This window comes from Streptomyces sp. AB3(2024), assembly GCF_041862025.1.
Taxonomy (GTDB): Bacteria; Actinomycetota; Actinomycetes; order Streptomycetales; family Streptomycetaceae; genus Streptomyces.
The window spans coordinates 1-22,823 of the sequence record NZ_JBGWAB010000105.1 but is presented as its reverse complement, the minus strand read 5'-3'; the positions used below and the strand labels follow the sequence as shown (position 1 = coordinate 22,823).

Genomic DNA, 22,823 nt, shown 5'->3' with positions numbered 1-22,823 from the left:
CGTAGTCGCCAGGTCCTTAGATCCGTATCAGGGGAGATGTGAGCATGGGGTTCAGGAAGCTGTTCGCGAGCCTGGGTGCCGGTGGTGCTTCGGTGGACACGATCATCACCGAGCCGAACGTCGTGCCGGGTGGCATCGTCCAGGGCGAGGTCCGGATCCAGGGCGGGTCCGTGGAACAGCAGATCGAGGGGCTTTCCGTCGGCCTCCAGGCGCGCGTGGAGGTGGAAGGCGGCGACCACGAGTACAAGCAGGACATCGTCTTCACCAAGCAGCGCCTCGGCGGTGCCTTCCAGGTGCAGGCCGGCGCGCTGCACGTGGTGCCGTTCGGGCTGGAGATCCCGGCGGAGACGCCGATCACCCACTTCGGGGGGCAGCACCTGCACGGGATGAGCATCGGGGTCAGCACCGAGCTGGAGATCGCGCGCGCGGTGGACGCGGGCGACCTCGACCCGATCAACGTGCACCCGGTGCCGGCACAGCAGGCGATCCTCGACGCCTTCCGGCAGCTGGGCTTCTCGTTCCGCAGCGCGGACATGGAGCGCGGACACATCCGCGGCACCCGGCAGACGCTGCCGTTCTACCAGGAGATCGAGTTCCTGCCGCCGTCGCAGTACCGCGGTCTGAACCAGGTGGAGCTGACCTTCGTCTCGGACGGCCGTGAGATGGACGTCGTGCTGGAGATGGACAAGAAGCCGGGCCTGTTCAGCGAGGGCAGTGACACCTACCGCTGCTTCCAGGTGGGACTGCAGTCGTACGAGGGAACGGACTGGGCCGCGTACCTGAACCAGTGGATCGCGTCGGTCGGTTCGCAGCGCAACTGGTTCTAGGCTCGGGCCCGTACGCCCGTACGCGTTTCCCCTCAGGAGGTACAGCAGTGGCCGAACAGAACAGGGCTCCCCTTCCGCACGCTTTCCACCCGGAGGTTCCTTCCTTCACGGTGACGAGCGACGACGTCTCACCGGGGGCCGATCTGCACGCGGCCCAGGTACTGACGGGCAAGAACCTCTCGCCGCAGCTGCGGTGGGAGGGCTTCCCCGAGGGGACGAAGAGCTTCGCGGTGACCTGCTACGACCCGGACGCCCCTACGGGCAGCGGGTTCTGGCACTGGGTGCTCTTCGACCTGCCGGTCTCGGTGACCGAGCTGCCGGCCGGTGCGGGGAGCGGGGACTTCGCCGGGCTGCCCGAGGGTGCCGTGCACGCGCGGAACGACTACGGCACGCGTGACTTCGGTGGCGCGGCTCCGCCGCGCGGGGAGCGGCACCGGTACGTGTTCACCGTGTACGCGGTGGACCGGGAGCAGCTCGGGCCGGACGAGGACTCGTCTCCGGCGGTCGTCGGTTTCCATCTGCGGTTCCACGCTCTCGGCCGGGCCCAGCTGATCGGTGAGTACGAGGCTCCGTTGCGCTGATCGTTCTCCGCGTGTTGGCCCGGTCCTGGTCTAAAGACGGCCAGGACCGGGCATTTTTATTGCGTTGTCCCGCGTGGCGCGCGCGGCCAGAGTGGTTGCGGGCCCTGCCGCCGGGGTGGTCGCGGGCCTGCACACGGGAGGTGGGCGAGATGCGGGACACGCTGGTGCTGAACGCGAGCTTCGAGCCGTTGTCGACGGTGACGCTGAACCGGGCCGTGGTCCTGGTGCTCCAGGACAAGGCCGTGGTCGAACAGTCGCATCCCGAGCTGCGTGTGCGTGCGGCCACCATGGAGTTGCCGATGCCGCGGGTGATCAGGCTGTGCAGGTACGTGCGGGTGCCCTTCCGAAGACATGCTCCCTGGTCACGGAGGGGGGTGTTGGTCCGGGACCAACACCGGTGCGCGTACTGCGGGAAGCGCGCGACGACCGTGGACCACGTACTTCCGAGGGCGCAGGGCGGTGGGGACACCTGGCTGAACACGGTGGCCTCCTGCGCCGAGGACAACCACCGCAAGGCGGCGCGGACTCCTGAGGAGGCGGGGATGCCGTTGCTGCGCAAGCCCTTCGTCCCGTCTCCGGCCGACGCGATGCTGCTGGCCCTCGGGGTGGGCGGGCAGGACGGGCTGCCCGAGTGGCTCGGGCGTAGCGCCTGAGCCACTCGTCCGCTGGGCGGCGTATTCCTCGTACGCCGTTCAGCGGAGGAGGAGCTGGACGATCGCCAGGATGCCGACCGTCACGATGACGGCGCGCAGGACGGTCGGCGGGAGGCGCCGGCCGACGGTGGCGCCGATCTGGCCGCCTATGGTGGAGCCGACGGCGATGAGGACCACGGCCGTCCAGTCGAACTCGGCGACGAAGAGGAAGAAGACGGCCGCGATGCCGTTGACGAGGGCGGCCACGACGTTCTTGACGGCGTTGATCCGTTGCAGGTCGTCGTGGAGGAAGAGGCCCATCAGCCCGAGGTAGAGGACGCCCTGCGCGGCGCCGAAGTAGCCTCCGTAGGCGCTGGCGAGCAGCATGCCGGTCATCAGGGCCGGGCCGCCGTCCGGGTGGGCGGTGTCGCCGCCGGCGGCTTCCTGGCGGCGGCGCACGGCCGCGGCGAGGCGGGGCTGGAGGGCCACGAGGACGAGTGCCACGCCGATGAGGACGGGCACGATCGTGTCGAAGGAGTCCGACGGCAGGTTGAGGAGCAGGATCGCGCCCGCGAGGCCGCCGACGAGGGAGACCGCGCCGAGGCGCAGGACGCGGGCGCGCTGGCCCCGGAGCTCCTTGCGGTAGCCGAAGGCTCCGCTGAGGGAACCGGGCACCAGCCCGAGGGTGTTGGACACGTTCGCGGTGACCGGGGGCAGTCCGGTGGCGAGCAGCACCGGGAAGGTGATCAGGGTGCCGGAACCGACGATGGTGTTGATGGTGCCGGCGCCGATTCCGGCGGCGAAGACCGCGAGTGATTCCCAGATGGACATGGACGGAGCCATCCCCTTTGCGTGAGTGAGTCGCCTCCCCGCCATGAAGGTCGAGGGGCCTCACCGATCATGCACGAGGGGAGGGCGGCGTCAGTCGATGGGGGGCTGTTCCCGGCGGTCCTTGGCGCTGTCGGCCTCGGGGGCTCCCTTGCCGGGGGCCTGGGGGTTGAAGCCGGACGAACCGCCGCCCATGGGGCCGAAGTTGCCCATGGCGCCGGAGAGGCCCTTGAGGGCGTCACCGATCTCGCTGGGCACGATCCAGAGCTTGTTGGCGTCGCCCTCGGCGAGCTTCGGGAGCATCTGGAGGTACTGGTAGGCGAGCAGCTTCTGGTCGGCGTCGCCGGCGTGGATGGACTCGAAGACCGTACGGATGGCCTGGGCCTCGCCCTCGGCCCTCAGCGCGGCGGCCTTGGCCTCACCTTCGGCGCGGAGGATGGAGGACTGCTTCTCGCCCTCGGCGCGCAGGATCTCGGACTGGCGGACACCTTCGGCCTGGAGGATCGCGGCGCGCTTGTCGCGGTCGGCGCGCATCTGCTTCTCCATCGAGTCCTGGATGGAGGTCGGCGGCTCGATCGCCTTGAGCTCGACGCGGTTGACGCGGATGCCCCACTTGCCGGTGGCCTCGTCGAGGACTCCGCGCAGGGCGGCGTTGATCTCCTCGCGGGAGGTCAGCGTCCGCTCCAGGTCCATGCCGCCGATGATGTTGCGCAGGGTGGTGACGGTGAGCTGCTCGATGGCCTGGATGTAGCTGGCCACCTCGTACGTCGCGGCGCGGGCGTCGGTCACCTGGTAGTAGATGACGGTGTCGATGTTGACGACCAGGTTGTCCTGGGTGATGACCGGCTGCGGCGGGAAGGGGACGACCTGCTCGCGGAGGTCGATCCGGTTGCGGATCGAGTCGATGAACGGGACGACGATGTTGAGGCCCGCGTTGAGGGTGCGGGTGTAGCGGCCGAACCGCTCGACGATGGCTGCGCTGGCCTGCGGGATCACCTGGATCGTCTTGACCAGGGCGATGAAGACCAGAACCACCAGGATGATCAGGACGATGATGATCGGTTGCATGCGGTTCCCCGTGCCCTTCCGGCTGTCTGTGCTGCCCCGTTCAGCGGAGTCTCGCAGACCCCGGGGCCGCGGGTGGGCTGCTTGCTCACATGACGACCGCGGTCGCCCCGTCGATGTCGACCACGTCGACGGACTGACCCGGTTCGAAACTGCTGTCGACGTCCAGGGTGCGGGCGGACCAGACCTCGCCCGCGAGCTTGATCCGGCCGCCGCTGCCGTCGACGCGTTCGAGGACGAGGGCGGATCTGCCCTTCAACGCCTCGATGCCGCTGCGGTGTTGGGGCCGCTGGTCCCGGTGGCGGTTGGCGATCGGCCGGACGACGGCGATCAGCGCGACCGACACGATGACGAAGACCAGGACCTGGGCCACCGCTCCCCCGCCGAGGGCCGCCGTACCGGCGGCCGCGAGCGCGCCGACGGCGAACATGCCGAACTCCGGCAGTGCGGTCAGGACGAGCGGGATGCCCAGTCCGGCCGCGCCGATGAGCCACCACACCCACGCGTCGATGTTCACATCGTCATGGTAGGTCGGGTGGGTGCGGTCCGGACAGGGCGCGAGCGCCGGCACGCGCCCCGGCCCGGTGACCCTTTCCGGCCACGGCACTAGCGCAGCGGCAGGCCCTGGGCGGTCCAGCGGTCGTGGTCGTTGCGCTCGACGACCAGCGGGAGGCCGAAGCAGAGGGAGAGGTTGCGCGAGGTCAGTTCCAGGTCGATGGGACCGGCGGTGACGACCTTGCCCTGGCGGATCATGAGGACGTGCGTGAAGCCGGGGGCGATCTCCTCGACGTGGTGCGTGACCATGACCATCGACGGGGCCATCGGGTCGCGGGCGAGGCGGCCGAGGCGGCGTACGAGGTCCTCGCGGCCGCCGAGGTCCAGGCCCGCGGCGGGCTCGTCGAGGAGGAGCAGCTCGGGGTCGGTCATCAGGGCGCGGGCGATCAGGGTGCGCTTGCGCTCGCCCTCGGAGAGGGTCCCGAACTTCCGGTCGAGGTAGTCGCTCATGCCGAGGCGGTCGAGGAAGGCGCGGGCGCGCTGCTCGTCGACGTCCTCGTACTCCTCCTGCCAGGTCGCGGTCATGCCGTAGGCGGCGGTGAGCACGGTCTGCAGGACGGTCTGCCGCTTCGGGAGCTTGTCGGCCAGCGCGATGCCGGCGACGCCGATGCGCGGGCGCAGCTCGAAGACGTCGGCGCCGGGCTTGCCGAGGGTGCTGCCGAGGATGGTGGCGGAGCCCTTGGTGGGGAAGAGGTAGCTGGAGGCGAGGTTCAGCAGCGTGGTCTTGCCGGCGCCGTTGGGGCCGAGGATCACCCAGCGCTCCCCCTCCTTCACCGACCAGGAGACCTGGTCCACCAGAGCCCGGCCCTCGCGGACCACGGATACGTCCACCAGCTCCAGAACATCGCTCATGAGCGTGTTGTCACCCCTTGCAGTCACGGTTCTCTGTGCGCGCCTGTAGGCGCGGCCCCAGGGGAAAACCTACGCCACTCGCGGAGGGCTACGGGCGCCAGGCCGGGTCCGGCGCCGGATCCGTAGAGTGGGGGGATGCTTTTCGAACCACGTTCAGGGCGGCTGGCCGCCTGGGGGAACGCTCTGCTGGCCGGTCTGGTCTCGCCCGACGAGGCCGCGCTGTCGATCGTGGGCGAGGACGCCGTGCACCGGGTGGCCGGGCTGCCGGGGGAAGCGGAGCCGGTCGGGCTCACGCTGGCGCTCGGGCGGCTGCGTGCGCTGGGGGCAAGCGGACTGCGGGTGGCGCTGCCGGCGCCGGGACATCCGCTGGGGCTGAGCGGGCCGCCGGAGTTCAACGCGCGGGCGCTGGAGGCCGAGGAGGCCGTGGTGTGCGCGGGTGCGGCGCTGGGTCTGGTGCCGGAGGTGACGGAGGCGGGCCCGGCCGGTGACGTGCACGTCTCGGTGCTGTGGCAGTGCCTGCCGGTGCGGGAGGCCCCGCCGGCGGACGTGCCCTCGCTCGGTGAGGCGGAGCGGGAGCTGGCGGAGGCGCTGCGCGAGGCGACGGTGGTGCTGACCCGGCTGGACGTGGCGGGGTCGGGTCCGGTGGCGGAGGCGGCGCTGTCGGCGTACCGGGCGCGGGCGGAGGCGGGCCGTGAGGTGCTGGCTCCCGGGTACCCGGCGCGGGCGGTACGGGTGCTGGCTCTGGCGCAGCGGGTGGACCTGATGGTGTCGCTGGCGTACGAGAACGGGCACGGCGGTGCGGTGGCCGCCTCGGAGATGGCGGCGCGGGGCGAGGCCCTGCGGCCGGTGGAGCGGGTGGCCCGGCGGGCGCTGGTCGCGGCGTACAACGCGGCGGTCGAACAGCGGTAGCCCGCCGCGGCCCCGGGCGGTCGCGGGCCGGGTGCGCGGGCCAGGTGCGGGCCGGGTGCGCGGGCCGGTCGCGGGCCGGGTGCGGCACGGCCCCGCTTCCCGGGGAGAAGGGGGGAAGCGGGGCCTGCGGGGTGCGGCCGGCGCCCCGGGGGGGGGGTGCGGGAGCCGGCCGGGCGCGTCAGGCGTTGACGCCGGTGTTGCCGAAGGCGGGGTTGAGCAGGCCGATCACGTTGACGCTGTTGCCGACCACGTTCACGGGGACGTGCACGGGGACCTGGAGCAGGTTCCCGGAGGCCACGCCGGGCGAGTTCAGGGCCTCGCCCTCCGCGGACGCACCGCCGTGCGCCGAGGAGACACCGGCGGCGGCGGCGACGAGGCCGCCCGCGATCATGGTGACGGCTGCGGCCTTCTTGAAGTTCTTCACGTTCTCGTCCTCCAGTACGTCTGCCGCGACCAGCCGTCGCGGCACGTGCTGGAGAACGGCGTCCCGGTCCGTGGGGATACGCCATGTGGGCTACATACACCCGACCGTATGAATCTCCCTTGAAGCGATTGTCGTTCCGATCAGTCGGTGAGGCCGTGTCTGACCGCCCACAGCGCGGCCTGCGTCCGGTCGGAGAGGTCCAGTTTCATCAGGATGTTCGACACGTGCGTCTTGACCGTCTTCTCGGAGAGGACGAGCGCCCTGGCGATCTCGCGGTTGGAGCGGCCGTCCGCGATCAGGCCGAGGACCTCCCGCTCGCGGTCGGTCAGCGCGCCCGGACGGCCGGCCGCGGCGGGCCGGTCGTCCTGGGCGGCGAGCAGGGCCTCGGCCACCTCCGGCTGGAGCAGGACGTGGCCCGCGTGCACGGAGCGGATGGCTCCGGCGAGCGCGTCGGGGTCGATGTCCTTGTAGAGGTACCCGGCGGCGCCGGCCCGCAGGGCGGGGACCACGGTCCGCTGTTCCGTGAAGCTGGTGACGATCAGGACCCGTGCCGGGTTCGCGAGCCCGCGCAGTCTGCGCAGGGCCTCGATGCCGTCGGTGCCCGGCATCTTGACGTCCATCAGGATCACGTCGGGCCGCAGCTCCTCGGCGCGGGCGATGCCCTCCTCGCCGTCGGCGGCCTCGCCGACCACCTCGATGTCCTCCTGGACCTCCAGGAAGGTGCGCAGGCCGCGCCGGACCACCTGGTGGTCGTCGACCAGCAGGACGCGGATGCGGTGACGGCCGGGAACCTCAGCCACCGGGTACCTCCATCTCGATCGTGGTGCCCCGACCGGACTCCGAACGGACGTCGAGGCGGCCTCCGGCCCCGCTCGCGCGGTCCCGCATGGAGACCAGCCCGAGGTGGCGGCCCGCCTTGCGGACGGTGGGCGGGGAGAACCCCCGGCCCCAGTCGCGCACGCGCAGCAGGGCGCCGCCGGCGGGGGTGCGGGCGAGGGTGACCTCGACGCGGTCGGCGCCGGAGTGCCGCAGGGCGTTGTGGAGGGCCTCCTGGGCGACGCGCAGGAGCGCTTCCTCCTGGGACGCGGGCAGCGCCCGTACGCCGTCACAGGTGAAGGTGACGGCCGCGGTGTGGGCGCGGTCCAGGACACGCACGTGGTTGCGCAGGGTGGCGACGAGGCCGTCCTCGTCCAGCGCGGTGGGCCGCAGCTCGGTGACGGCGGCGCGCAGCTCGTCGGCGGCCTCCGCGGCCAGTGCGGCGACCTCCTGGAGCTCCCCCTTGGCGCGGGCGGGGTCGCGGTCGACGAGGGCGGCGGCGGCCTGCGCGGTCAGGCGCAGGGAGAACAGCTTCTGGCTGACGGCGTCGTGCAGCTCGTGGGCGAGGCGCGAGCGCTCCTCGGCGATGGTCAGCTCGCGGCTGCGTTCGTAGAGGCGGGCGTTGGTGAGGGCTATGGCGGCGTGCTGGGCGAGGAGGGAGAGGAGTTCCTCGTCCTCGTCGGTGAAGCCGCCGCAGCCGCTCCCGCCGCGCTTGTTCGCGAGGAAGAGGGCGCCGATGGTCTCCTCACCGTCCCGGATGGGCAGGCCGAGGAAGTCGGACATGTCGGGGTGGGCGGCGGGCCAGCCGCCGAAACGCGGGTCCTCGCGCACGTCGGCGAGCCGCTCGGGCTCCTCCTGGTGGAGCATCGCGGCGAGGATGCCGTGCTGGCGGGGCAGCGGGCCGATGCGGCGCCACTGTTCCTCGCCGATGCCGTCCACGACGAACTGGGCGAAGCCGCCGTGGTCGTCCGGGACGCCCAGGGCCGCGTATTCGGCGTCGAGCAGTTCCCGGGCGGAGGCGACGATCGTCCGCAGGACGTCGTGGACCTCCAGGCGGCGGCTCATGGCGAGCAGCGCGCTGCTGACGGCCGCCAGTCCCGAGCGGGGTCCGTTGTGCATGGGGTCACCGTACCGGCGGCCCTGACCTGCGGGATCGGGCTTCGGGCGTAGGTCCGGGGCCGGAGCCGGTCGGCCGGGGGTCGGGGGTGAGGGGGCCGCCCGTCCACCCGGAGGAGGAGGCGGCGGGAGTCCTGCCCGTCCTCAAGGCGGACCTCGGTGACACCGTGCGTTGCTGGTGCAACTCTGGGTGAGGTTGCCGTGCGGCCGATGTGAGCCCTCGCATAGGACGCACATCACTTACGAAGCCGCCTAGTGGACACATAAAGACGCTGTCAGTGCGGGCGTGCCTTGCACCGGGGGCCTCGTCGGGGCGCGGGCCACCGGGCCTGATCCACTAAGCGGGATCGTACGTCACACCTTTGCCAGGCGATTTTGCCGCCGCTAAGAATGTCGACGTCGCCCAGCGCCGCCGGATCCCGGATCCTCGCGGCGCTGCCATGCGGCCACCGCCCCATGATTCCCACGGGGTGCCCCCGTCGAGAGGTTGCCCCGCCATGTCTGCTTCCAGCACTCCCGGTCACAGTCGTCTGACGAAGGCACACAAGCTCTCCCTCGCCGGTGTCGCCACGCTCGGTGCCGCCGCCGTCGCCTTCTCCCTCGTCCCGGCCGGTGCCGGTGACGGCGGCGCCCAGGCGCGGCCGGAGACGGTCGTGTCCGTGGCCCCCGTGGCCTGGACCCAGTCGGTGAAGCAGAACCTCAACGCGCAGCACCTCGTCGCGGACCAGAAGGCCAAGGACGCCGCGAAGGCGAAGGCCGAGGCGCAGGCGAAGAAGGACCGCGAGCAGAAGGCGGCGGCGAGCCGTTCCGCGGCCCGCACCCCGATCTTCGCGAACAACCTGGACGGCTGGATCAAGGAAGCCCTCTTCATCATGAAGAAGGAGAACATCCCGGGCTCCTACGCCGGCATCCACCGCAACATCATGCGCGAGTCGAGCGGCAACCCCCGCGCGATCAACAACTGGGACATCAACGCCCAGAACGGCATCCCGTCGAAGGGCCTGCTCCAGGTCATCCAGCCGACCTTCGCGGCGTACCACGTCAAGGGCACCAAGTTCGACCTGTACGACCCGGTCGCGAACATCGTCGCCGCGTGCAACTACGCCGCCGACCGCTACGGCTCGATGGACAACGTGAACAGCGCCTACTAGGCACCGCGTACCCCCATGCGCCTCAGGGCGGCCCCCGGACTTCCGGGTGCCGCCCTGAGGCGTTCGCGTGCGGGGGCGGGCCCCCGCCGGTCGCGTTACTTGCGCATGACCTCGGGCTCGTGGCGGCGCAGCAGTCGGGCCACCGCGAAGCCGCAGATCACGCCGAGCAGCAGCAGGACGAAGATGTCCACGAACCACTGGCCGGTGGTGTGGTCCCACAGCGGGTCGGTGTTGGTGGGGTTCTGCATGTCCCACGGCGCCATGAGCTTGCCCAGGTTCAGGGTGGTGCCGGCGGCGCCGATGGCCCAGCGGGACGGCATCAGGTAGGCGAACTGCTCCAGGCCGATCTTGTCGTACAGCTGGAACAGGATGCCGGTGAAGACGACCTGGACGATCGCGAACATGACGAGCAGCGGCATGGTCTTCTCGGCGGTCTTCACCAGCGAGGAGATCACCAGGCCGAACATCATCGCGGTGAAGCCGAGCGCGGTGACCGAGATGCAGAGCTCGACGGCCGGGTTCATGAACAGGCCCTCGGCCGGCAGCTTGCGCGGGGTGAAGGCGATGGCGCAGATGATCACGCCCTGGATGGCCGTGATCAGGCCGAGGACGATCACCTTCGACATGAGGTACGCCGACCGGGACAGGCCGGTCGCGCGTTCCCGCTCGTAGATGACGCGTTCCTTGATCAGCTCACGGACCGAGTTGGCCGCGCCCGAGAAGCACATGCCGACCGCGAGGATCAGCATGATCGTGCCGGCGTCGCCGTTGAAGCGGCTCGGCGGGGTCGGCGGGGCCAGGCCGAACTTCGCGGGGATCACGATGGAGACGACGCCCAGGACCGCGGGCAGCAGCAGCATCAGGGCGAGGAAGCCCTTGTCGGAGGCGATCACCGAGGTGTAGCGGCGCATCAGCGTCCACAGCTGCGATCCCCAGCCCTGCGGCTTCGGCGGGATCATCTGCTGCGGCGGCATCGCGACCTGCTGCGGGGCGACCGCGTCGAGGTCGGCGGCGTAGAGCTGGTAGTGCTGCGAGCCCTTCCAGCGGCCGGCCCAGTCGTAGTCGCGGTAGTTCTCGAAGGCGGAGAACACGTCGGCCCAGGTGGTGTAGCCGAAGAAGTTCAGCGCCTCGTCCGGCGGGCCGAAGTAGGCGACGGATCCGCCCGGCGCCATGACCAGCAGCTTGTCGCAGAGCGACAGCTCGGCGACGGAGTGCGTGACGACGAGGACGGTGCGGCCGTCGTCGGCGAGGCCGCGCAGCAGCTGCATGACGTCGCGGTCCATGCCCGGGTCGAGGCCGGAGGTCGGCTCGTCCAGGAAGATCAGCGACGGCTTGGTGAGCAGCTCCAGGGCCACGGACACGCGCTTGCGCTGACCACCCGAGAGCGAGGTGATCTTCTTGTCCTTGTGGATGTCGAGCTTGAGCTCGCGCAGCACCTCGTCGATGCGGGCGGCGCGCTCGGACTCGGCGGTGTCGCCCGGGAAGCGGAGCTTGGCCGCGTACTTCAGGGCGGTGCTGACCTTCAGTTCCTTGTGCAGGATGTCGTCCTGCGGGACCAGGCCGATGCGCTGGCGGAGCTCCGCGAACTGCTTGTACAGGTTGCGGTTGTCGTAGAGGACGTCGCCCTCGTTGGCGGGCCGGTAGCCGGTCAGCGCCTTCAGCAGGGTCGACTTGCCCGAGCCGGAGGGGCCGATGACACCGATCAGCGACTTCTCCGGGACGCCGAAGGTGACGTCCTTGAGGATCTGCTTGCCGCCGTCGACCGTGACCGTGAGGTGGCGGGCCGAGAAGGAGACGTCACCGGTGTCGACGAACTCTTCGAGGCGGTCGCCGACGATCCGGAAGGTGGAGTGGCCGACGCCGACGATGTCGTTCGGGCCGAGCAGGGTGCTGCCGGACTTGGGCAGCGGCTGGCCGTTGACGTAGGTGCCGTTGTGGCTGCCGAGGTCGTGGATCTCGAAGCGCCCGCCGGTGGAGCGGAACTCCGCGTGGTGGCGGGAGACCTGGAGGTCGGAGACGACGAGCTCGTTCTCCAGGGCACGGCCGATGCGCATGACGTGGCCGACGGCGATCTGGTGGAACGTCGTCGGGCTGCGGTCCCCGCCGTGGGCGGCCGGGGCGGCGGACTGCGCCGGACCGCCCTGCTGCTGCGGTACGTACGGCTGCTGCGGCGGCTGCTGGTGGTGCTGCGGCTGCTGGTGCTGCGGTTGGTGCTGCTGAGCCTGGTGGTGCTGCTGCTGATCCCAGGCCTGCTGCTGGACCGGGGCCTGGTAGGCCGGGGCCTGCTGCTGGGCGACCGGGGCCTGGTAGGCGGGCTGCTGCACCTGCTGCTGTGCGGCGGCACCGGTCGGATTCAGCCGCGGCCCGTCGGTCGCGTTGCCGAGGTGAACCGGCGTGCCGGGCACGAGTTCGGTCTGCTGGACCCGCGCGCCGTGCACGTAGGTGCCGTTGGTGCTGCCGTGGTCCTCGATGACCCAACCCCGGCCGTTCCAGGTGATGGTGGCGTGCCGCCACGACACCCGGGCGTCATCGATCACCACGTCTCCCTGGGGATCACGCCCCAGCGAGTACGACCTGGACGGATCGAGCGTCCAGGTCCTTCCATTCAATTCCAGTACGAGTTCCGGCACTCCAGCCCCACTTAGGTCCCCCGAGAATCCCCCTGATGCCAGGGAGTCTAGGGATGGCGAACATCCGGGGGAACTATTTCAGGCCTGCGGCCACATGTGGAATCGGGGCCTTGCGAGGGCGTCCCCGTAGGCCCGTTGACGGGGTCGAAAGCCACCCGGAGAGTGAGATAGGGGACTTCTCGGCCCGGCTTCCGGACGGACGTCCCGCAGATTACCGCTCGGTAGTGATCGGGGGTCACCGGATGCGCCGCATCCGCTGGGGAGACGTACTGCTGTCCGGGTTCGCCGCCGTGGGGTGGTCGACGGCCGCGATGGCGGGGGTGGCCGCGCTGGGGCTGCGCCTCGTGGGCGCCGGTGCGGCGGGAGGGTCGTGGGCGGCGATGACCGCGGCCGTGGTGGTGCTGGCGATGGGCGGGTGTGGCTGCTGGCGCTGGGGGCAGGGCTGCTGATGCTGTACGCGGGGGTGCTGGCGGCCGTACGGAGCCCGGTGCGCGGGATCCTGCCGTCCGCGGTACGGCTGGGCGCGGTGAGCGGGGTGACGCTGGCGGGGTTGGTGTGGCTGACGGGGTTGTCGGCGGACGCGTCGCTCGCGGTGCTCGGGGTGGACCTGGTGGACGCCGGGGTCGAGCTGCGGGGGCAGGCGGGGTACGCCCTGGTGCTGGGGTCGGCGTGGGGCGCGGCGGCCGGGGCGGCGGGAGCGGTACTGGCCGGACGGCGCGGTCCGGGGCGGGGTCCCGCCGCCCACCCCGCCCCGGACCCCGACGCGCCGACGCGGTGGCCCGCGCCGCGGCCGCCGGCCGGCGGGCCCGGCCCGTACCGGGAGCCCGGGGTCTCGTTGGACGTGACCGTGACCGGGCTCCCGCCCCGCGCCGCACGACCGCCCCGCCCCGCACGACCGCCCCGCCCGCCCCGGCGGCCCCCGTTCACCCCTCCTCCCCCACCGGGCACCCCACCGCCGCCGAAGCCGCCCCCCCCTCCGGACGGGCCGCGCCGAGGCCACGGCGGCGGGGAGTCCCGGGGCCCTCGGGGCCGGCCGGTGGCGTCCGGCGCGGCGGGAAACGGCGTGGCGCGTTCAGGAAGTGGGACGGGGGTCCGGTGCGTCGGGTGGGGAAGATACGGTGAGGGCACCATGAGCGCTTCGCAGACCTCCGACGTCCCCACCCTCCTCGTCAAGATCTTCGGCAAGGACCGTCCCGGGATCACCGCCGGGCTGTTCGACACCCTCGCCGCCTACTCCGTCGATGTCGTCGACATCGAGCAGGTCGTCACCCGCGGCCGCATCGTCCTGTGCGTTCTCGTCACCAGGCCCGCCGCCGGCTCCGAGGGCGAGCTGCGGGCCACCGTCCACAGCTGGGCCGAGTCGCTCAAGCTCCAGGCGGAGATCCTCTCCGGCACCGGTGACAACCGGCCGCGCGGCAGCGGCCGTTCCCACGTCACCGTCCTCGGACACCCGCTCACCGCGGAGTCCACGGCCACCATCGCCGCCCGGATCACCGCGACCGGCGGCAACATCGACCGCATCTTCCGGCTCGCGAAGTATCCGGTGACGGCGGTCGAGTTCGCCGTCTCCGGCGCCGAGACCGAGCCGCTGCGCACCGCCCTCGCCACCACCGCCGCGCAGATCGGCGTCGACGTGGCCGTGGTGTCGGCGGGCCTGCACCGCCGGGCGCAGCGGCTGGTGGTGATGGACGTGGACTCGACCCTGATCCAGGACGAGGTCATCGAGCTCTTCGCCGCCCACGCGGGCTGTGAGGCCGAGGTCGCCGAGGTGACCGAGCGGGCCATGCGCGGGGAGCTGGACTTCGAGCAGTCCCTGCACGCCCGGGTGGCGCTGCTCGCGGGGCTGGACGCGTCGGTGGTGGACAAGGTCCGCTCCGAGGTGCGGCTGACCCCCGGGGCCCGCACCCTGATCCGGACCCTGAAGATGCTGGGCTACCAGGTGGGCGTGGTCTCGGGCGGCTTCACGCAGGTCACGGACGACCTGCGCGAGCGGCTGGGGCTCGACTTCGCCTCGGCGAACACCCTGGAGATCGTCGACGGGAAACTGACCGGCAAGGTCACCGGCGAGATCGTGGACCGGGCGGGCAAGGCCCGTCTGCTGCGCCGCTTCGCCGCCGAGGCGGGTGTGCCGCTGGCCCAGACGGTGGCCATCGGTGACGGCGCCAACGACCTGGACATGCTGAACGCCGCCGGGCTGGGCGTGGCCTTCAACGCCAAGCCGGTGGTCCGCGAGGCCGCCCACACCGCGGTGAACGTGCCGTTCCTGGACGCGGTGCTGTACCTGCTGGGCATCACCCGGGAGGAAGTGGAAGCGGCCGACCTGGCCTGATCCCCACCGGTTCCTTCACGCCGCCCGGCCGGGTCCTCCCGGCCGGGCTTCTCTCTTTCCACGGTGCGGCCCGCTCACGGAGGCCCGGAGGCGCTCGCGGACGCCCTCAGGAACGCTAGAAGGAATCGGGCCACCGGCGTCCGACCGGGAGCCGAGACACCCCTTGTGACCTGCGACGCCGCAGGATCTCGGCCGCTCCTCCAGCCAACTTCCAGCCGGATCGCAAGAGTTCGACACCCCCCTGTGCGACAAATGCTCCGACTGCGCTGCTGCGGACGCGGCGGCGGCTCTCGGTCATTCTTGATCGTCAAGGGGAAGCAGCGATGGCTCGAAGTGTGCTCGTCACCGGAGGCTCGGGAGGAATCGGCCGGGCCTGTGTGGAGAGGTTCGCGGCGGAAGAGGACTGGACGGTCTGGTTCACCTACCGCAACGGCCGGGAGCGGGCCGAGGGGCTGGTGCAGGAGCTGGCGCTCACCGGTCGCGCCAAGGTGGAGGCGTTCCCCTTCAGCCAGGGTGACTGGGAGGACCACGAGCAGCTGGTCGAGCGGCTGCCCGGCCCGGTGGACGTGCTGGTGAACAACGCGGCCGTCGGCTCCAAGACCATCGACCGGTACAGCGACGGGCCGCAGCGGGACAAGGCGTCGGCCTTCTTCCAGATCAACGCGGTGGGCCCGCTCTGGCTCAGCGAGCAGCTCCTGCCCGGCATGCTGGAGCGCGGCTTCGGGAAGATCATCAACATCTCCAGCGTGGGCGGCGGGATCTTCCAGTTCCCCGGCTTCCACCCCGCCGACGGGATGAGCAAGGCCGCCCTCACCTACCTGACCCGCCACCTCGCGGCCGAGCTGGTGCACACCCCGGTGCAGGTCTTCGCCCTGTGCCCCGGTGCCGTGGAGACCACGATGTTCAAGGCCAGCACCCTGGACGGGCTTTCGCCCGAGGAGCGTTCCGCCCTCACCATGCGACTGCCGCGCGGCCGCATGATCGAAGCTCGGGAGATCGCCGAGCAGGTGTGGTGGCTGGCGGGCGAGCACGCGGCGGCCCTGCACGGCGCCGTCATCGACGCCTCGATGGGCCTCGGGGTCCATCCGGGCCTGCTCACCGGCGCCGACGTGGACAGCGGGAGGGCCTGATGGTCTCCCGCCAGGCGGCACGGCTGCTCGCCGACACCCCCGCCATCGCCGAGGCGCACTTCCTGGCCGAGGCCGAGCCGTACGACCCGGACGAGCGCCCCGGCGGCTACCTCAACCTGGGTACCGCGGAGAACCGTCTCCTGTGGGACCTCCTCGACGGCCGGCTGGCCTCGCTGGAGCCGATGACCGAGTCCACCGCCCGCTACGCGCCCCTGCACGGCACCGACGTACTGCGCGAGCGCGTCGCGGCGCTGCTCTCCGCGACCTGCCGTACGCCGCTCGACGCCGAGGACCTGGTGGTGATCAGCGGCGCCACCGGGGCGCTGGACGCGATCGCGTCGGTGCTGTGCGACCCGGGCGAGGCGATCGTGGTGCCCGCCCCCTACTACGGGGCCTTCGACACCGACCTCGGGGGCCGTTCCGGCGCCCGGATCCTGCCCGCCCCGCTGGAGCCGGCCGACGGGTTCCGGCTGAGCGCGGAGGCCGTCGACCGGGCCCTGAAGCAGGCCTCCGCGGAGGGGACGACCGTACGCGCGGTCGCGCTCTCCTCCCCCTCCAACCCCCTCGGCGAGGTGCACCCGCCCCGGGTGCTCGCCGAGCTGCTGCGGGTGGCCGCCGAGCACGACGTGGACCTCGTCTCCGACGAGATCTACGCCCATGCCGTCTTCGGCCCGCACGCCTTCACCAGCGCCGCCGACCCCTCGGTCAATCCGCACTGGGCCGAACGCACCCACGTGGTCTGGGGCTTCGCGAAGGACTTCGGGCTGCCCGGACTGAAGACCGGCGTCCTGCACACCCGTGATCCCCGGGTGCGGGACGCGGCGCGGGCGATGGCCTACTTCGCGCCCGTCTCCACCGCCACCCAGCACACCCTCGCCGGCCTGCTGGCCGACCCGGCGTGGGTGGCCTCCTTCCTCGCGGCGGGCCGCCGCCGGCTGGGGTCCTCGTACGCGCACCTCGTCGCGCACCTGGACGCGTACCGGATCCCGTACGTTCCGACCGAGGCCGGGTTCTCCGTCTGGCTGGACCTGCGCCGCTGGCTGCCCGGGGCCGGGTTCGAGGCCGAACAGCGGCTGTGGCGGGAGCTGTTCGAGACGGCGAGGGTCAGCATCCTGCCGGGCGGGGCGTTCCGCTCGCCCGAACCGGGCTGGTTCCGGCTGTGCCACACCGTCGAGGCCCCCCTGGTCGCGGAGGCGGTCCGGCGGATCGCCGGCCACCTGGGCGGGGCCCTCGGGGAGGAGGCCGCCCCCGCCGACTCCCTCCCCGCGTGCCCCTCCCCCTCCCCCTCCTCCCCGAACGGAAGACGCCCATGAGCACGGCCCCCGGTCCGCTCGACCGCTGGTACGAGACCGCCGGCGTGCGGGGTGGCGTACGCCGCGTGTTCCACGCCGAGGCGGAGCAGGGCCGGGTCTTCTTCCCGGACGCCCTGGTCCCGCACCTGGCCCACCCCGAGGTGAAGGCGCTGGCCCCGGAGCGGGTCCGCGAGATCTCCGTACGGCACCTGTACCAGTTCCTGCACTCGACGACACACCTGGAGACCCGGGTGGTCAACGGGGCCGCCGAGCCGGTCGCCAACGGCAACTGCGGGCTGCACTTCCCGACCGCGCTGCGGATGGACGCCTTCAAGGTGTACTGCGACGAGGGCTACCACGCCCTCTACAGCCTGGACCTCGCCGATCAGGTGGCGGCCGTCACCGGGATCGCCGTGCCGGACGTCGACTACGGCGGGTTCGTCACGGCCCTCCAGGAGAGCGGGCGGCGGCTGCTGCCACAGGACCCGGTGCTGGCCGGGCAGTTGCAGGCGGTGGTGTTCGAGACCCTGATCACCGCCGTGCTCAACGAGGTGCCGCAGGACCCGACCGTGGTGAGCACGGTGCGCGAGCTGATGCGCGACCACGCCAAGGACGAGGGGCGCCACCACCGCTTCTTCTCGGCGTTCTTCCTGGAGCTGTGGGCCCGGCTCGACGGGCGCCGGCGCGTCCTGGCGGCCCGTGCCCTGCCGGCGATGATCCGTGCGGCGCTCGACTGGGACCTGGAGCCGGTCCGGGTGTCGCTGCGCCTGGCCGGTCTGGACGAGGACCGCACCGAGGCGGTGCTCGCGGACAGCTACGGGGGTGGGGCGGCCCTGGACCGCATCCAGACGATCTCCCGTTCCACCCTGCGGCTGTGCGCCCAGGTCGACGCCTTCGACCTGCCCGGCGTCACGGACGCGTTCGCGGAGTTCGGCCTGCGCGCACCGGAGGAGAGCGATGTCTGAGAACGTCACGTACGCCGACTACCTGCGGCTGCCGGAGCTGCTGACGCTCCAGGTGCCGCTGGCCGACGGGGTGGACGACGAGCTGCTGTTCATCGCGGTCCACCAGGTGCAGGAGCTGTGGTTCGGGCAGCTGCTGCGCGATCTGTCCGGCGCCCGCGACCGGATGCTGGAGGGTGATCCGCGGGCCGCGCGGGCCGCTCTGGTGCGGAGCACGGTGATCACGCGGGCGCTGATCGCGGGGATCCATCCGCTGCGCGGGATGCCACCGCGGGAGTTCCACGCCTTTCGCGGGGCGCTCGGGGGCAGCAGCGGGGCGCAGTCGGCGCAGTACCTGGAGATAGCGGGGCTGTGCGGCGCGGACTGGGTGCGCGGGGAGCACGGGGCGCGGGCCGTCGCCGGGCTGAGTCCGCGGGAACGGGAGCGGGCGCGCGGGCGGCTCGCGGAGCCGACCGTCTGGGAGGCGTTCGTGTCGCTGCTGGCCAAGGCCGGTTTCGCGGTGGGGACGGCGCGGGAGCGGCGGGAGGCGTTCGGGCGGCTCGCGGCGGCGCCCCGGGACGGTGACCCGGTGGAGTTCGCGGAGCTGTCGGAGCTGGTGGAGGTCCTGGTGGACCACGACGAGATCTGGACCGAGTGGCGGGCCTGCCACGCGCAGCTCGTGGAGCGGCAGATCGGCGGCCGGCCCGGGACCGGGGGCAGCAGCGGTGTGGCCCATCTGCGGGCGGCGGTCCACCGGCGCTTCTACCCGGAGCTGTGGGAGGCGCGGGACGCGGGCATCCCGCCGCTGCCCGCCCGGTGACGTTACCGGACGTCCGGTGAGGCCCGGGGCGCGGCGGCCTCGGGCCCTCGGGCTCAGTGTTCCTTGGGCGTCCAGTAGTCCAGCAGCGTGCCCACTCCGTGCTCGACGGACTTCCACGATCCGGTGAAGGAGACGACGGCCAGCGCCGCGGTCGGGAAGCCCGTACGGGTCATCCGGTCGAGGGTGTCGCCCTCCGCGCGCCCGGAGAGGGCGTCGGCGAGGGCGTGCATGCCGGGGTTGTGGCCGATCACGAGGAGGTCGGCCACCTCCTCCGGGGTCTCGTTCAGCAGGGCGATGAGCTCACCCAGCGAGGCGTCGTAGAGCCGTTCCTCGTAATGGGTCTTCGGCCGGTGCGGCAGTTCCTGGACGGCGAGCTTCCAGGTCTCCCGGGTACGGGCGGCGGTGGAGCAGAGGGCCAGGTCGAAGGCGATGCCGGTCTCGGCCAGCTTCAGTCCGACGGCCGGCGCGTCCTTTCGGCCGCGTTCCGCCAGCGGGCGGTCGTGGTCGGACACCTCGGGCCAGTCGGCCTTGGCGTGCCGGAGGAGGACGATCCTGCGGGGTGTGTCGGCGCTCATGGCTCCCAGCTTCGCACGAAACGCGCCACGGGGCGCAGGGTGTTGGGAGGCCTCCGCGAGGACGGGGGGGGGGCACGCCTCGGCGCGCGGGGGTCAGCCGACGGCGCGCAGCAGTTGCCGGCTGACCTGCAGCAGCCCGGAGGGATCCGGGGTGGCGGCCTGGGCCTCGCCCGAGCCGGCGAGGAGGAGCAGCAGGAGTCCGAAGGCCAGCGCGGGCAGGGCGAGGGCCCACCAGTGCAGCCGGGTGCCCGCTCCCGCGTGCGCCGCGGGACGGCGGCGCCGGGCGGCGGGGAGGGATGGGCTCTGCGTGGTGGCCGACATGGCCGCCTCCGGGGTGTGCGCTGGGACGGGCTCGCTGCTTCGAATCTACGGATCCGTGGCAGCGGTTCCCATCGGGGTCACACCCCATCCGACCCTGAGCCTGGCCCCCTAGGGGATGGTGGGGACAACCCCACCATCAGGGTCTGGGGGCCGGGCCCGGGCGGGCGCTCAGGGGGAGGCGAGGCTGGCGATGACGGCGATGATCACGGTCACGAGCAGCATCGCGCCGAGCACGAGGCCGAGCTTCTTGTGACCGTTCTGGGGGTTCGGTTCGAGTACGGGCGACATGCCGGTCAGTCTCGCATGCCGCATTCGTCCTCGATCGTGCGGTCCCGTCCCGCGAAGACGCCGAGGACCAGCTGGGGGACGAGCAGCCCGGCCATCAGCGCGAGCGGCAGGTCCCAGCCGCCGCTGTGCTGGTAGAGGGTGCCGATGACCAGCGGGCCGGGGATGGAGATCAGGTAGCCGGTGCTCTGGGCGAAGGCGGAGAGCTTGACGACCCCGGCGGGGGACTTGGCGCGCAGTCCGATCATGGTGATGACGAGCGGGAAGGCGCAGTTGGAGATGCCGAGCAGGAGGGCCCAGGCCCAGGCTCCGGCGGCGGGGGCGAGGTAGAGGCCGAGGTAGCCGACGAAACCGAACAGGCTGAGGGTGACGGCGATGGGGCCCTGGTGGCGCATGCGTCCGGCGAGGCCGGGGATGACGAAGGCCAGCGGGACGCCCATGACCATGGTGACGGCGAGCAGCACGCCGGCGGTGGAGGCCGAGACCCCGGCGTCGCGGAAGATCTGCGGGAGCCAGCCCATGGTGACGTAGGCGCCGGTGGCCTGGAGGCCGAAGTAGCAGGCGAGCGCCCAGGCGGTGCGGCTGCGGACGACGGAGGGTCCCTTGTCCTCGCGCACGGCCGCGGCGGGGGCGGCCGCCTTCTCCCGGCGGCTCGCGGCGGCGATCGGCAGCCAGGGCAGGACGGCGACGGCGGCGAGGACGGCCCAGACGAGCAGGCCGGTGCGCCAGTTGCCGCCGAGGGCGGAGGTCAGAGGGACGGTAGCGGCGGCGGCGAGGGAGGTGCCGGCGGCCAGGGCCATGGAGTAGAGCCCGATCATGGTGCCGACGCGGTCGGGGAACCAGCGCTTGACGATGACCGGGAGCAGCACGTTGGTCAGGGCTATGCCGGCCAGGGACAGGGCGCTGGCGGCGAGGAACCCGGCGGCGCTGTCCGCGAAGGGGCGGATCAGCAGGCCCGCGGCGACGGCGGCCATGCCGGCGCAGACGACGGCGGCGGGGCCGAAGCGGCGGGAGAGGCGGGGCGCCGTGACGCCGAAGACCGCGAAGCAGAGGGCGGGCACGGAGGTGATCAGTCCAGCGACGGCGCCGCTCATGTGGAGGCCGGTCCTGGTTTCCTCGAAGAGGGCGCCGAGGCTGGTGATGGCGGGCCGCAGGTTGAGGGCGGCCAGCACGATTCCGACGATGAGCACCGGGCCGAGCCACGTGGGGGCGACGTGCGCGGAGGCGGGGAGGCGCTCGTACGCGGCGGTGCGCACGGCCTCCGGGCGGTTCATGGTCTGAACTTCTTCGTCGGACATTGAACCATCATAGAATCATGGGATGATTGGTTGTCCAGTCGCCCCAGAGAGGACCTTGCCCACATGCCGCTGACCTCGCCCAGGCGATCCGCGCTCGTCGATCAGGTGATCGCCCAGCTCCGGAACCAGATCACCTCCGGCGAATGGCCGGTCGGGGGCCGGATCCCGACCGAGCCCGAGCTGGTGGAGCTGCTGGGCGTCGCCCGCAACACCGTGCGGGAGGCCGTCCGCGCGCTCGCGCACAACGGGCTGCTGGACATCCGTCAGGGTTCGGGCACCTACGTGATCGCCACCAGCGAGCTGGCCGGGGTGATGCACCGGCGTTTCGCCGGGGCCGACCCGCGGCACATCGCGGAGCTGCGCTCGACGCTGGAGTCCTCTGCGGCCCGGCTGGCGGCGGAGCGGCGGACCGACCGGGACCTGGTCCAGCTGGACGCGCTGCTGGCACGGCGCGAGGAGGCGTGGGCGAGCGGGGAGGCGGAGCTGTTCGTGGCGGCGGACGTCGCCCTGCACATGGCGGTGGTGACGGCCTCGCACAACGACGTGCTGATCGAGCTGTACGCGGACCTGGGCGACCTGGTGGCGGACTGGCTGCGGGCGGACGTCGGCACGGTGCTGGATCCGGCCGCCCACCTGGACCACGCCCGGCTGATCGAGGCGGTCCGGCGCAAAGACGGGGACGCGGCGGCCTCGGAGGCGGCCGGCTACCCCTTCGTCTGCCTCGGCAAGGGCGGACGCTGAGCGCAACGGGCCGGGCCCCGGCCGCCCTCACGGACGCTGGTGGCTCACCCAGGCCGTGCGGACCTCCTTCCAGCAGCGGCCGGTGAGCCGGACCCGGCCCGCCGGGTCCAGGGACACGGCGGCGCCGTCCCCGTCCAGGTCCCACCAGCGCTCGCACTCCACGTGGAGGCGGAGCAGGTCGGTCTCGGGGTAGCCGTTGTGGCAGTACGCGGTCACCTGCGAGCCGTCGATCTCGGTGTCGCAGTCGGCGCCGAAGAGCTCCGGGGTGGCGGCCGGCGCGGGCCGGACGGGGGGTTCGGCCGGGATGTCGGCGAGGTCCACGGTGGCCGGGGCGGCCGCTTCGGGGCCCGCACCCGGGTCCGGGCCGCCGGATTGCGCGGTGGCTCCGGGGATCAGGAGTCCGGTCAGGACCACCGAGGTGACCAGCAGCGATACCGCTCGGCTCCGCCTCGCGCGCACGCCCGTACCTCCTCCCCGAAGCAGCCGGGAAGATCCCGACGAGGTCAGTTTGCAGGCATCTGTCCCGGTTTTCGACTCGGGAAGATCCGGTCAGACGGCGAAAATCTGATCGAACGGACCCCCGCTCCCCCGGTCCCGGACCGCGAAAACGGGGGGGGGGGGGGGGGGGGGGGGGGGGGGGGGGGGGGGGGGGGGGGGGGGGGGGGGGGGGGGGGGGGGGGGGCGGGGGGGCTGGGGGCGGAGGGC

25 protein-coding genes and 1 pseudogene are annotated in these 22,823 nt (G+C 72.2%); 13 read left to right on the top strand and 13 right to left on the bottom strand.

What is annotated here, in order from left to right:
* Positions 1-44: 44 nt before the first annotated feature.
* The 3 genes from ACEPPI_RS30435 to ACEPPI_RS30425 all read left to right on the top strand — a co-directional run bounded on the left by ACEPPI_RS30435 (position 45) and on the right by ACEPPI_RS30425 (position 2,061).
* On the top strand, positions 45-827 hold the full coding sequence (locus tag ACEPPI_RS30435) for a sporulation protein (RefSeq protein WP_371679185.1): 783 nt from the start codon (positions 45-47) through the stop codon (positions 825-827).
* A gap of 47 nt (positions 828-874) precedes the next feature.
* The gene (locus tag ACEPPI_RS30430; protein ID WP_373918488.1) at positions 875-1,408 is read left to right on the top strand and encodes a YbhB/YbcL family Raf kinase inhibitor-like protein; all 534 of its coding nucleotides are present in this window, start codon (positions 875-877) and stop codon (positions 1,406-1,408) included.
* Between the two features lie 149 nt (positions 1,409-1,557).
* Positions 1,558-2,061, top strand: coding sequence for an HNH endonuclease (locus tag ACEPPI_RS30425; RefSeq protein ID WP_030233558.1), 504 nt, complete (start codon positions 1,558-1,560; stop codon positions 2,059-2,061).
* A 39-nt stretch (positions 2,062-2,100) separates the two neighbouring features.
* Here ACEPPI_RS30425 and ACEPPI_RS30420 read toward each other — a convergent pair whose 3' ends face one another.
* From ACEPPI_RS30420 to ACEPPI_RS30405, 4 genes are all read right to left on the bottom strand, one after another.
* Positions 2,101-2,871 carry a sulfite exporter TauE/SafE family protein gene (locus ACEPPI_RS30420; RefSeq protein WP_373918487.1) on the bottom strand — a complete coding sequence of 257 codons (771 nt, stop codon included), beginning with the start codon at positions 2,869-2,871 and terminating at the stop codon, positions 2,101-2,103.
* Positions 2,872-2,961: 90 nt separating this feature from the next.
* A complete protein-coding gene (locus tag ACEPPI_RS30415) occupies positions 2,962-3,936 on the bottom strand; it encodes an SPFH domain-containing protein (RefSeq protein WP_373918486.1) in 975 nt (324 codons plus the stop codon).
* An 85-nt stretch (positions 3,937-4,021) separates the two neighbouring features.
* Complete coding sequence (locus ACEPPI_RS30410; RefSeq protein WP_373918485.1) at positions 4,022-4,450, bottom strand: NfeD family protein; 429 nt, start codon at positions 4,448-4,450, stop codon at positions 4,022-4,024.
* Between the two features lie 89 nt (positions 4,451-4,539).
* Positions 4,540-5,340: an ABC transporter ATP-binding protein gene (locus tag ACEPPI_RS30405; RefSeq protein WP_030233549.1), complete on the bottom strand. Its 801-nt coding sequence runs from the start codon at positions 5,338-5,340 to the stop codon at positions 4,540-4,542.
* Positions 5,341-5,475: 135 nt separating this feature from the next.
* Here ACEPPI_RS30405 and ACEPPI_RS30400 point away from each other — a divergent pair, with 135 nt between their 5' ends.
* Positions 5,476-6,249, top strand: coding sequence for a hypothetical protein (locus ACEPPI_RS30400; RefSeq protein WP_373918484.1), 774 nt, complete (start codon positions 5,476-5,478; stop codon positions 6,247-6,249).
* Positions 6,250-6,427: 178 nt separating this feature from the next.
* Here the strand turns inward: ACEPPI_RS30400 and ACEPPI_RS30395 are convergent, their stop codons facing one another.
* The 3 genes from ACEPPI_RS30395 to ACEPPI_RS30385 form a co-directional block, all read right to left on the bottom strand.
* Positions 6,428-6,673, bottom strand: coding sequence for a chaplin (locus ACEPPI_RS30395; protein ID WP_373918498.1), 246 nt, complete (start codon positions 6,671-6,673; stop codon positions 6,428-6,430).
* Positions 6,674-6,813: 140 nt separating this feature from the next.
* Entirely contained in the window at positions 6,814-7,473 is a 660-nt protein-coding gene (locus tag ACEPPI_RS30390; RefSeq protein ID WP_373918483.1) for a response regulator, read from the bottom strand.
* The gene (locus ACEPPI_RS30385) at positions 7,466-8,608 is read right to left on the bottom strand and encodes a GAF domain-containing sensor histidine kinase (protein ID WP_373918482.1); all 1,143 of its coding nucleotides are present in this window, start codon (positions 8,606-8,608) and stop codon (positions 7,466-7,468) included. The genes ACEPPI_RS30390 and ACEPPI_RS30385 overlap by 8 nt, the downstream gene beginning before the upstream one ends.
* A 494-nt stretch (positions 8,609-9,102) precedes the next feature.
* On the opposite strand from ACEPPI_RS30385, the gene ACEPPI_RS30380 reads away from it, so the two are divergent.
* Positions 9,103-9,756, top strand: a complete 654-nt coding sequence (locus tag ACEPPI_RS30380; RefSeq protein WP_373918481.1) for a transglycosylase SLT domain-containing protein — start codon at positions 9,103-9,105, stop codon at positions 9,754-9,756.
* Positions 9,757-9,851: 95 nt separating this feature from the next.
* Here ACEPPI_RS30380 and ACEPPI_RS30375 read toward each other — a convergent pair whose 3' ends face one another.
* On the bottom strand, positions 9,852-12,386 hold the full coding sequence (locus ACEPPI_RS30375) for an FHA domain-containing protein (protein ID WP_373918480.1): 2,535 nt from the start codon (positions 12,384-12,386) through the stop codon (positions 9,852-9,854).
* Positions 12,387-12,628: 242 nt separating this feature from the next.
* Here ACEPPI_RS30375 and ACEPPI_RS30370 point away from each other — a divergent pair, with 242 nt between their 5' ends.
* The 7 genes and pseudogenes from ACEPPI_RS30370 to ACEPPI_RS30340 all read left to right on the top strand — a co-directional run bounded on the left by ACEPPI_RS30370 (position 12,629) and on the right by ACEPPI_RS30340 (position 18,898).
* Positions 12,629-12,835 carry a hypothetical protein gene (locus ACEPPI_RS30370; protein ID WP_373918479.1) on the top strand — a complete coding sequence of 69 codons (207 nt, stop codon included), beginning with the start codon at positions 12,629-12,631 and terminating at the stop codon, positions 12,833-12,835.
* Positions 12,835-13,035 (top strand): annotated as a pseudogene (locus tag ACEPPI_RS30365) (hypothetical protein); the annotation flags it as partial. The gene ACEPPI_RS30370 and the pseudogene ACEPPI_RS30365, both read left to right, overlap by 1 nt.
* 480 nt (positions 13,036-13,515) lie before the next feature.
* On the top strand, positions 13,516-14,715 hold the full coding sequence (serB, locus tag ACEPPI_RS30360; RefSeq protein ID WP_373918497.1) for a phosphoserine phosphatase SerB: 1,200 nt from the start codon (positions 13,516-13,518) through the stop codon (positions 14,713-14,715).
* Between the two features lie 323 nt (positions 14,716-15,038).
* A complete protein-coding gene (locus ACEPPI_RS30355) occupies positions 15,039-15,845 on the top strand; it encodes an SDR family NAD(P)-dependent oxidoreductase (RefSeq protein ID WP_373918478.1) in 807 nt (268 codons plus the stop codon).
* Positions 15,845-17,158 carry an aminotransferase class I/II-fold pyridoxal phosphate-dependent enzyme gene (locus tag ACEPPI_RS30350; protein WP_373918477.1) on the top strand — a complete coding sequence of 438 codons (1,314 nt, stop codon included), beginning with the start codon at positions 15,845-15,847 and terminating at the stop codon, positions 17,156-17,158. Before ACEPPI_RS30355 ends, ACEPPI_RS30350 begins: the two co-directional genes overlap by 1 nt.
* Complete coding sequence (locus ACEPPI_RS30345; protein WP_373918476.1) at positions 17,155-18,102, top strand: diiron oxygenase; 948 nt, start codon at positions 17,155-17,157, stop codon at positions 18,100-18,102. The genes ACEPPI_RS30350 and ACEPPI_RS30345 overlap by 4 nt, the downstream gene beginning before the upstream one ends.
* Positions 18,095-18,898 carry a tryptophan 2,3-dioxygenase family protein gene (locus ACEPPI_RS30340; RefSeq protein WP_373918475.1) on the top strand — a complete coding sequence of 268 codons (804 nt, stop codon included), beginning with the start codon at positions 18,095-18,097 and terminating at the stop codon, positions 18,896-18,898. Before ACEPPI_RS30345 ends, ACEPPI_RS30340 begins: the two co-directional genes overlap by 8 nt.
* A gap of 53 nt (positions 18,899-18,951) precedes the next feature.
* Here the strand turns inward: ACEPPI_RS30340 and ACEPPI_RS30335 are convergent, their stop codons facing one another.
* From ACEPPI_RS30335 to ACEPPI_RS30320, 4 genes are all read right to left on the bottom strand, one after another.
* Positions 18,952-19,473 carry a histidine phosphatase family protein gene (locus ACEPPI_RS30335; protein WP_373918474.1) on the bottom strand — a complete coding sequence of 174 codons (522 nt, stop codon included), beginning with the start codon at positions 19,471-19,473 and terminating at the stop codon, positions 18,952-18,954.
* A gap of 93 nt (positions 19,474-19,566) precedes the next feature.
* Positions 19,567-19,794 (bottom strand): hypothetical protein, encoded by a 228-nt coding sequence (locus ACEPPI_RS30330; RefSeq protein WP_373918473.1) that lies wholly within the window; start codon positions 19,792-19,794, stop codon positions 19,567-19,569.
* Positions 19,795-19,962: 168 nt separating this feature from the next.
* Positions 19,963-20,082, bottom strand: coding sequence for an SGM_5486 family transporter-associated protein (locus ACEPPI_RS30325; protein WP_254719129.1), 120 nt, complete (start codon positions 20,080-20,082; stop codon positions 19,963-19,965).
* A 5-nt stretch (positions 20,083-20,087) separates the two neighbouring features.
* The gene (locus ACEPPI_RS30320; protein WP_373918472.1) at positions 20,088-21,377 is read right to left on the bottom strand and encodes a CynX/NimT family MFS transporter; all 1,290 of its coding nucleotides are present in this window, start codon (positions 21,375-21,377) and stop codon (positions 20,088-20,090) included.
* A gap of 63 nt (positions 21,378-21,440) precedes the next feature.
* On the opposite strand from ACEPPI_RS30320, the gene ACEPPI_RS30315 reads away from it, so the two are divergent.
* Entirely contained in the window at positions 21,441-22,118 is a 678-nt protein-coding gene (locus ACEPPI_RS30315; protein ID WP_373918471.1) for a FadR/GntR family transcriptional regulator, read from the top strand.
* A gap of 27 nt (positions 22,119-22,145) precedes the next feature.
* On the opposite strand, the gene ACEPPI_RS30310 is transcribed toward ACEPPI_RS30315, so the two are convergent.
* Complete coding sequence (locus ACEPPI_RS30310) at positions 22,146-22,577, bottom strand: hypothetical protein (RefSeq protein WP_373918470.1); 432 nt, start codon at positions 22,575-22,577, stop codon at positions 22,146-22,148.
* Positions 22,578-22,823: the final 246 nt, after the last annotated feature.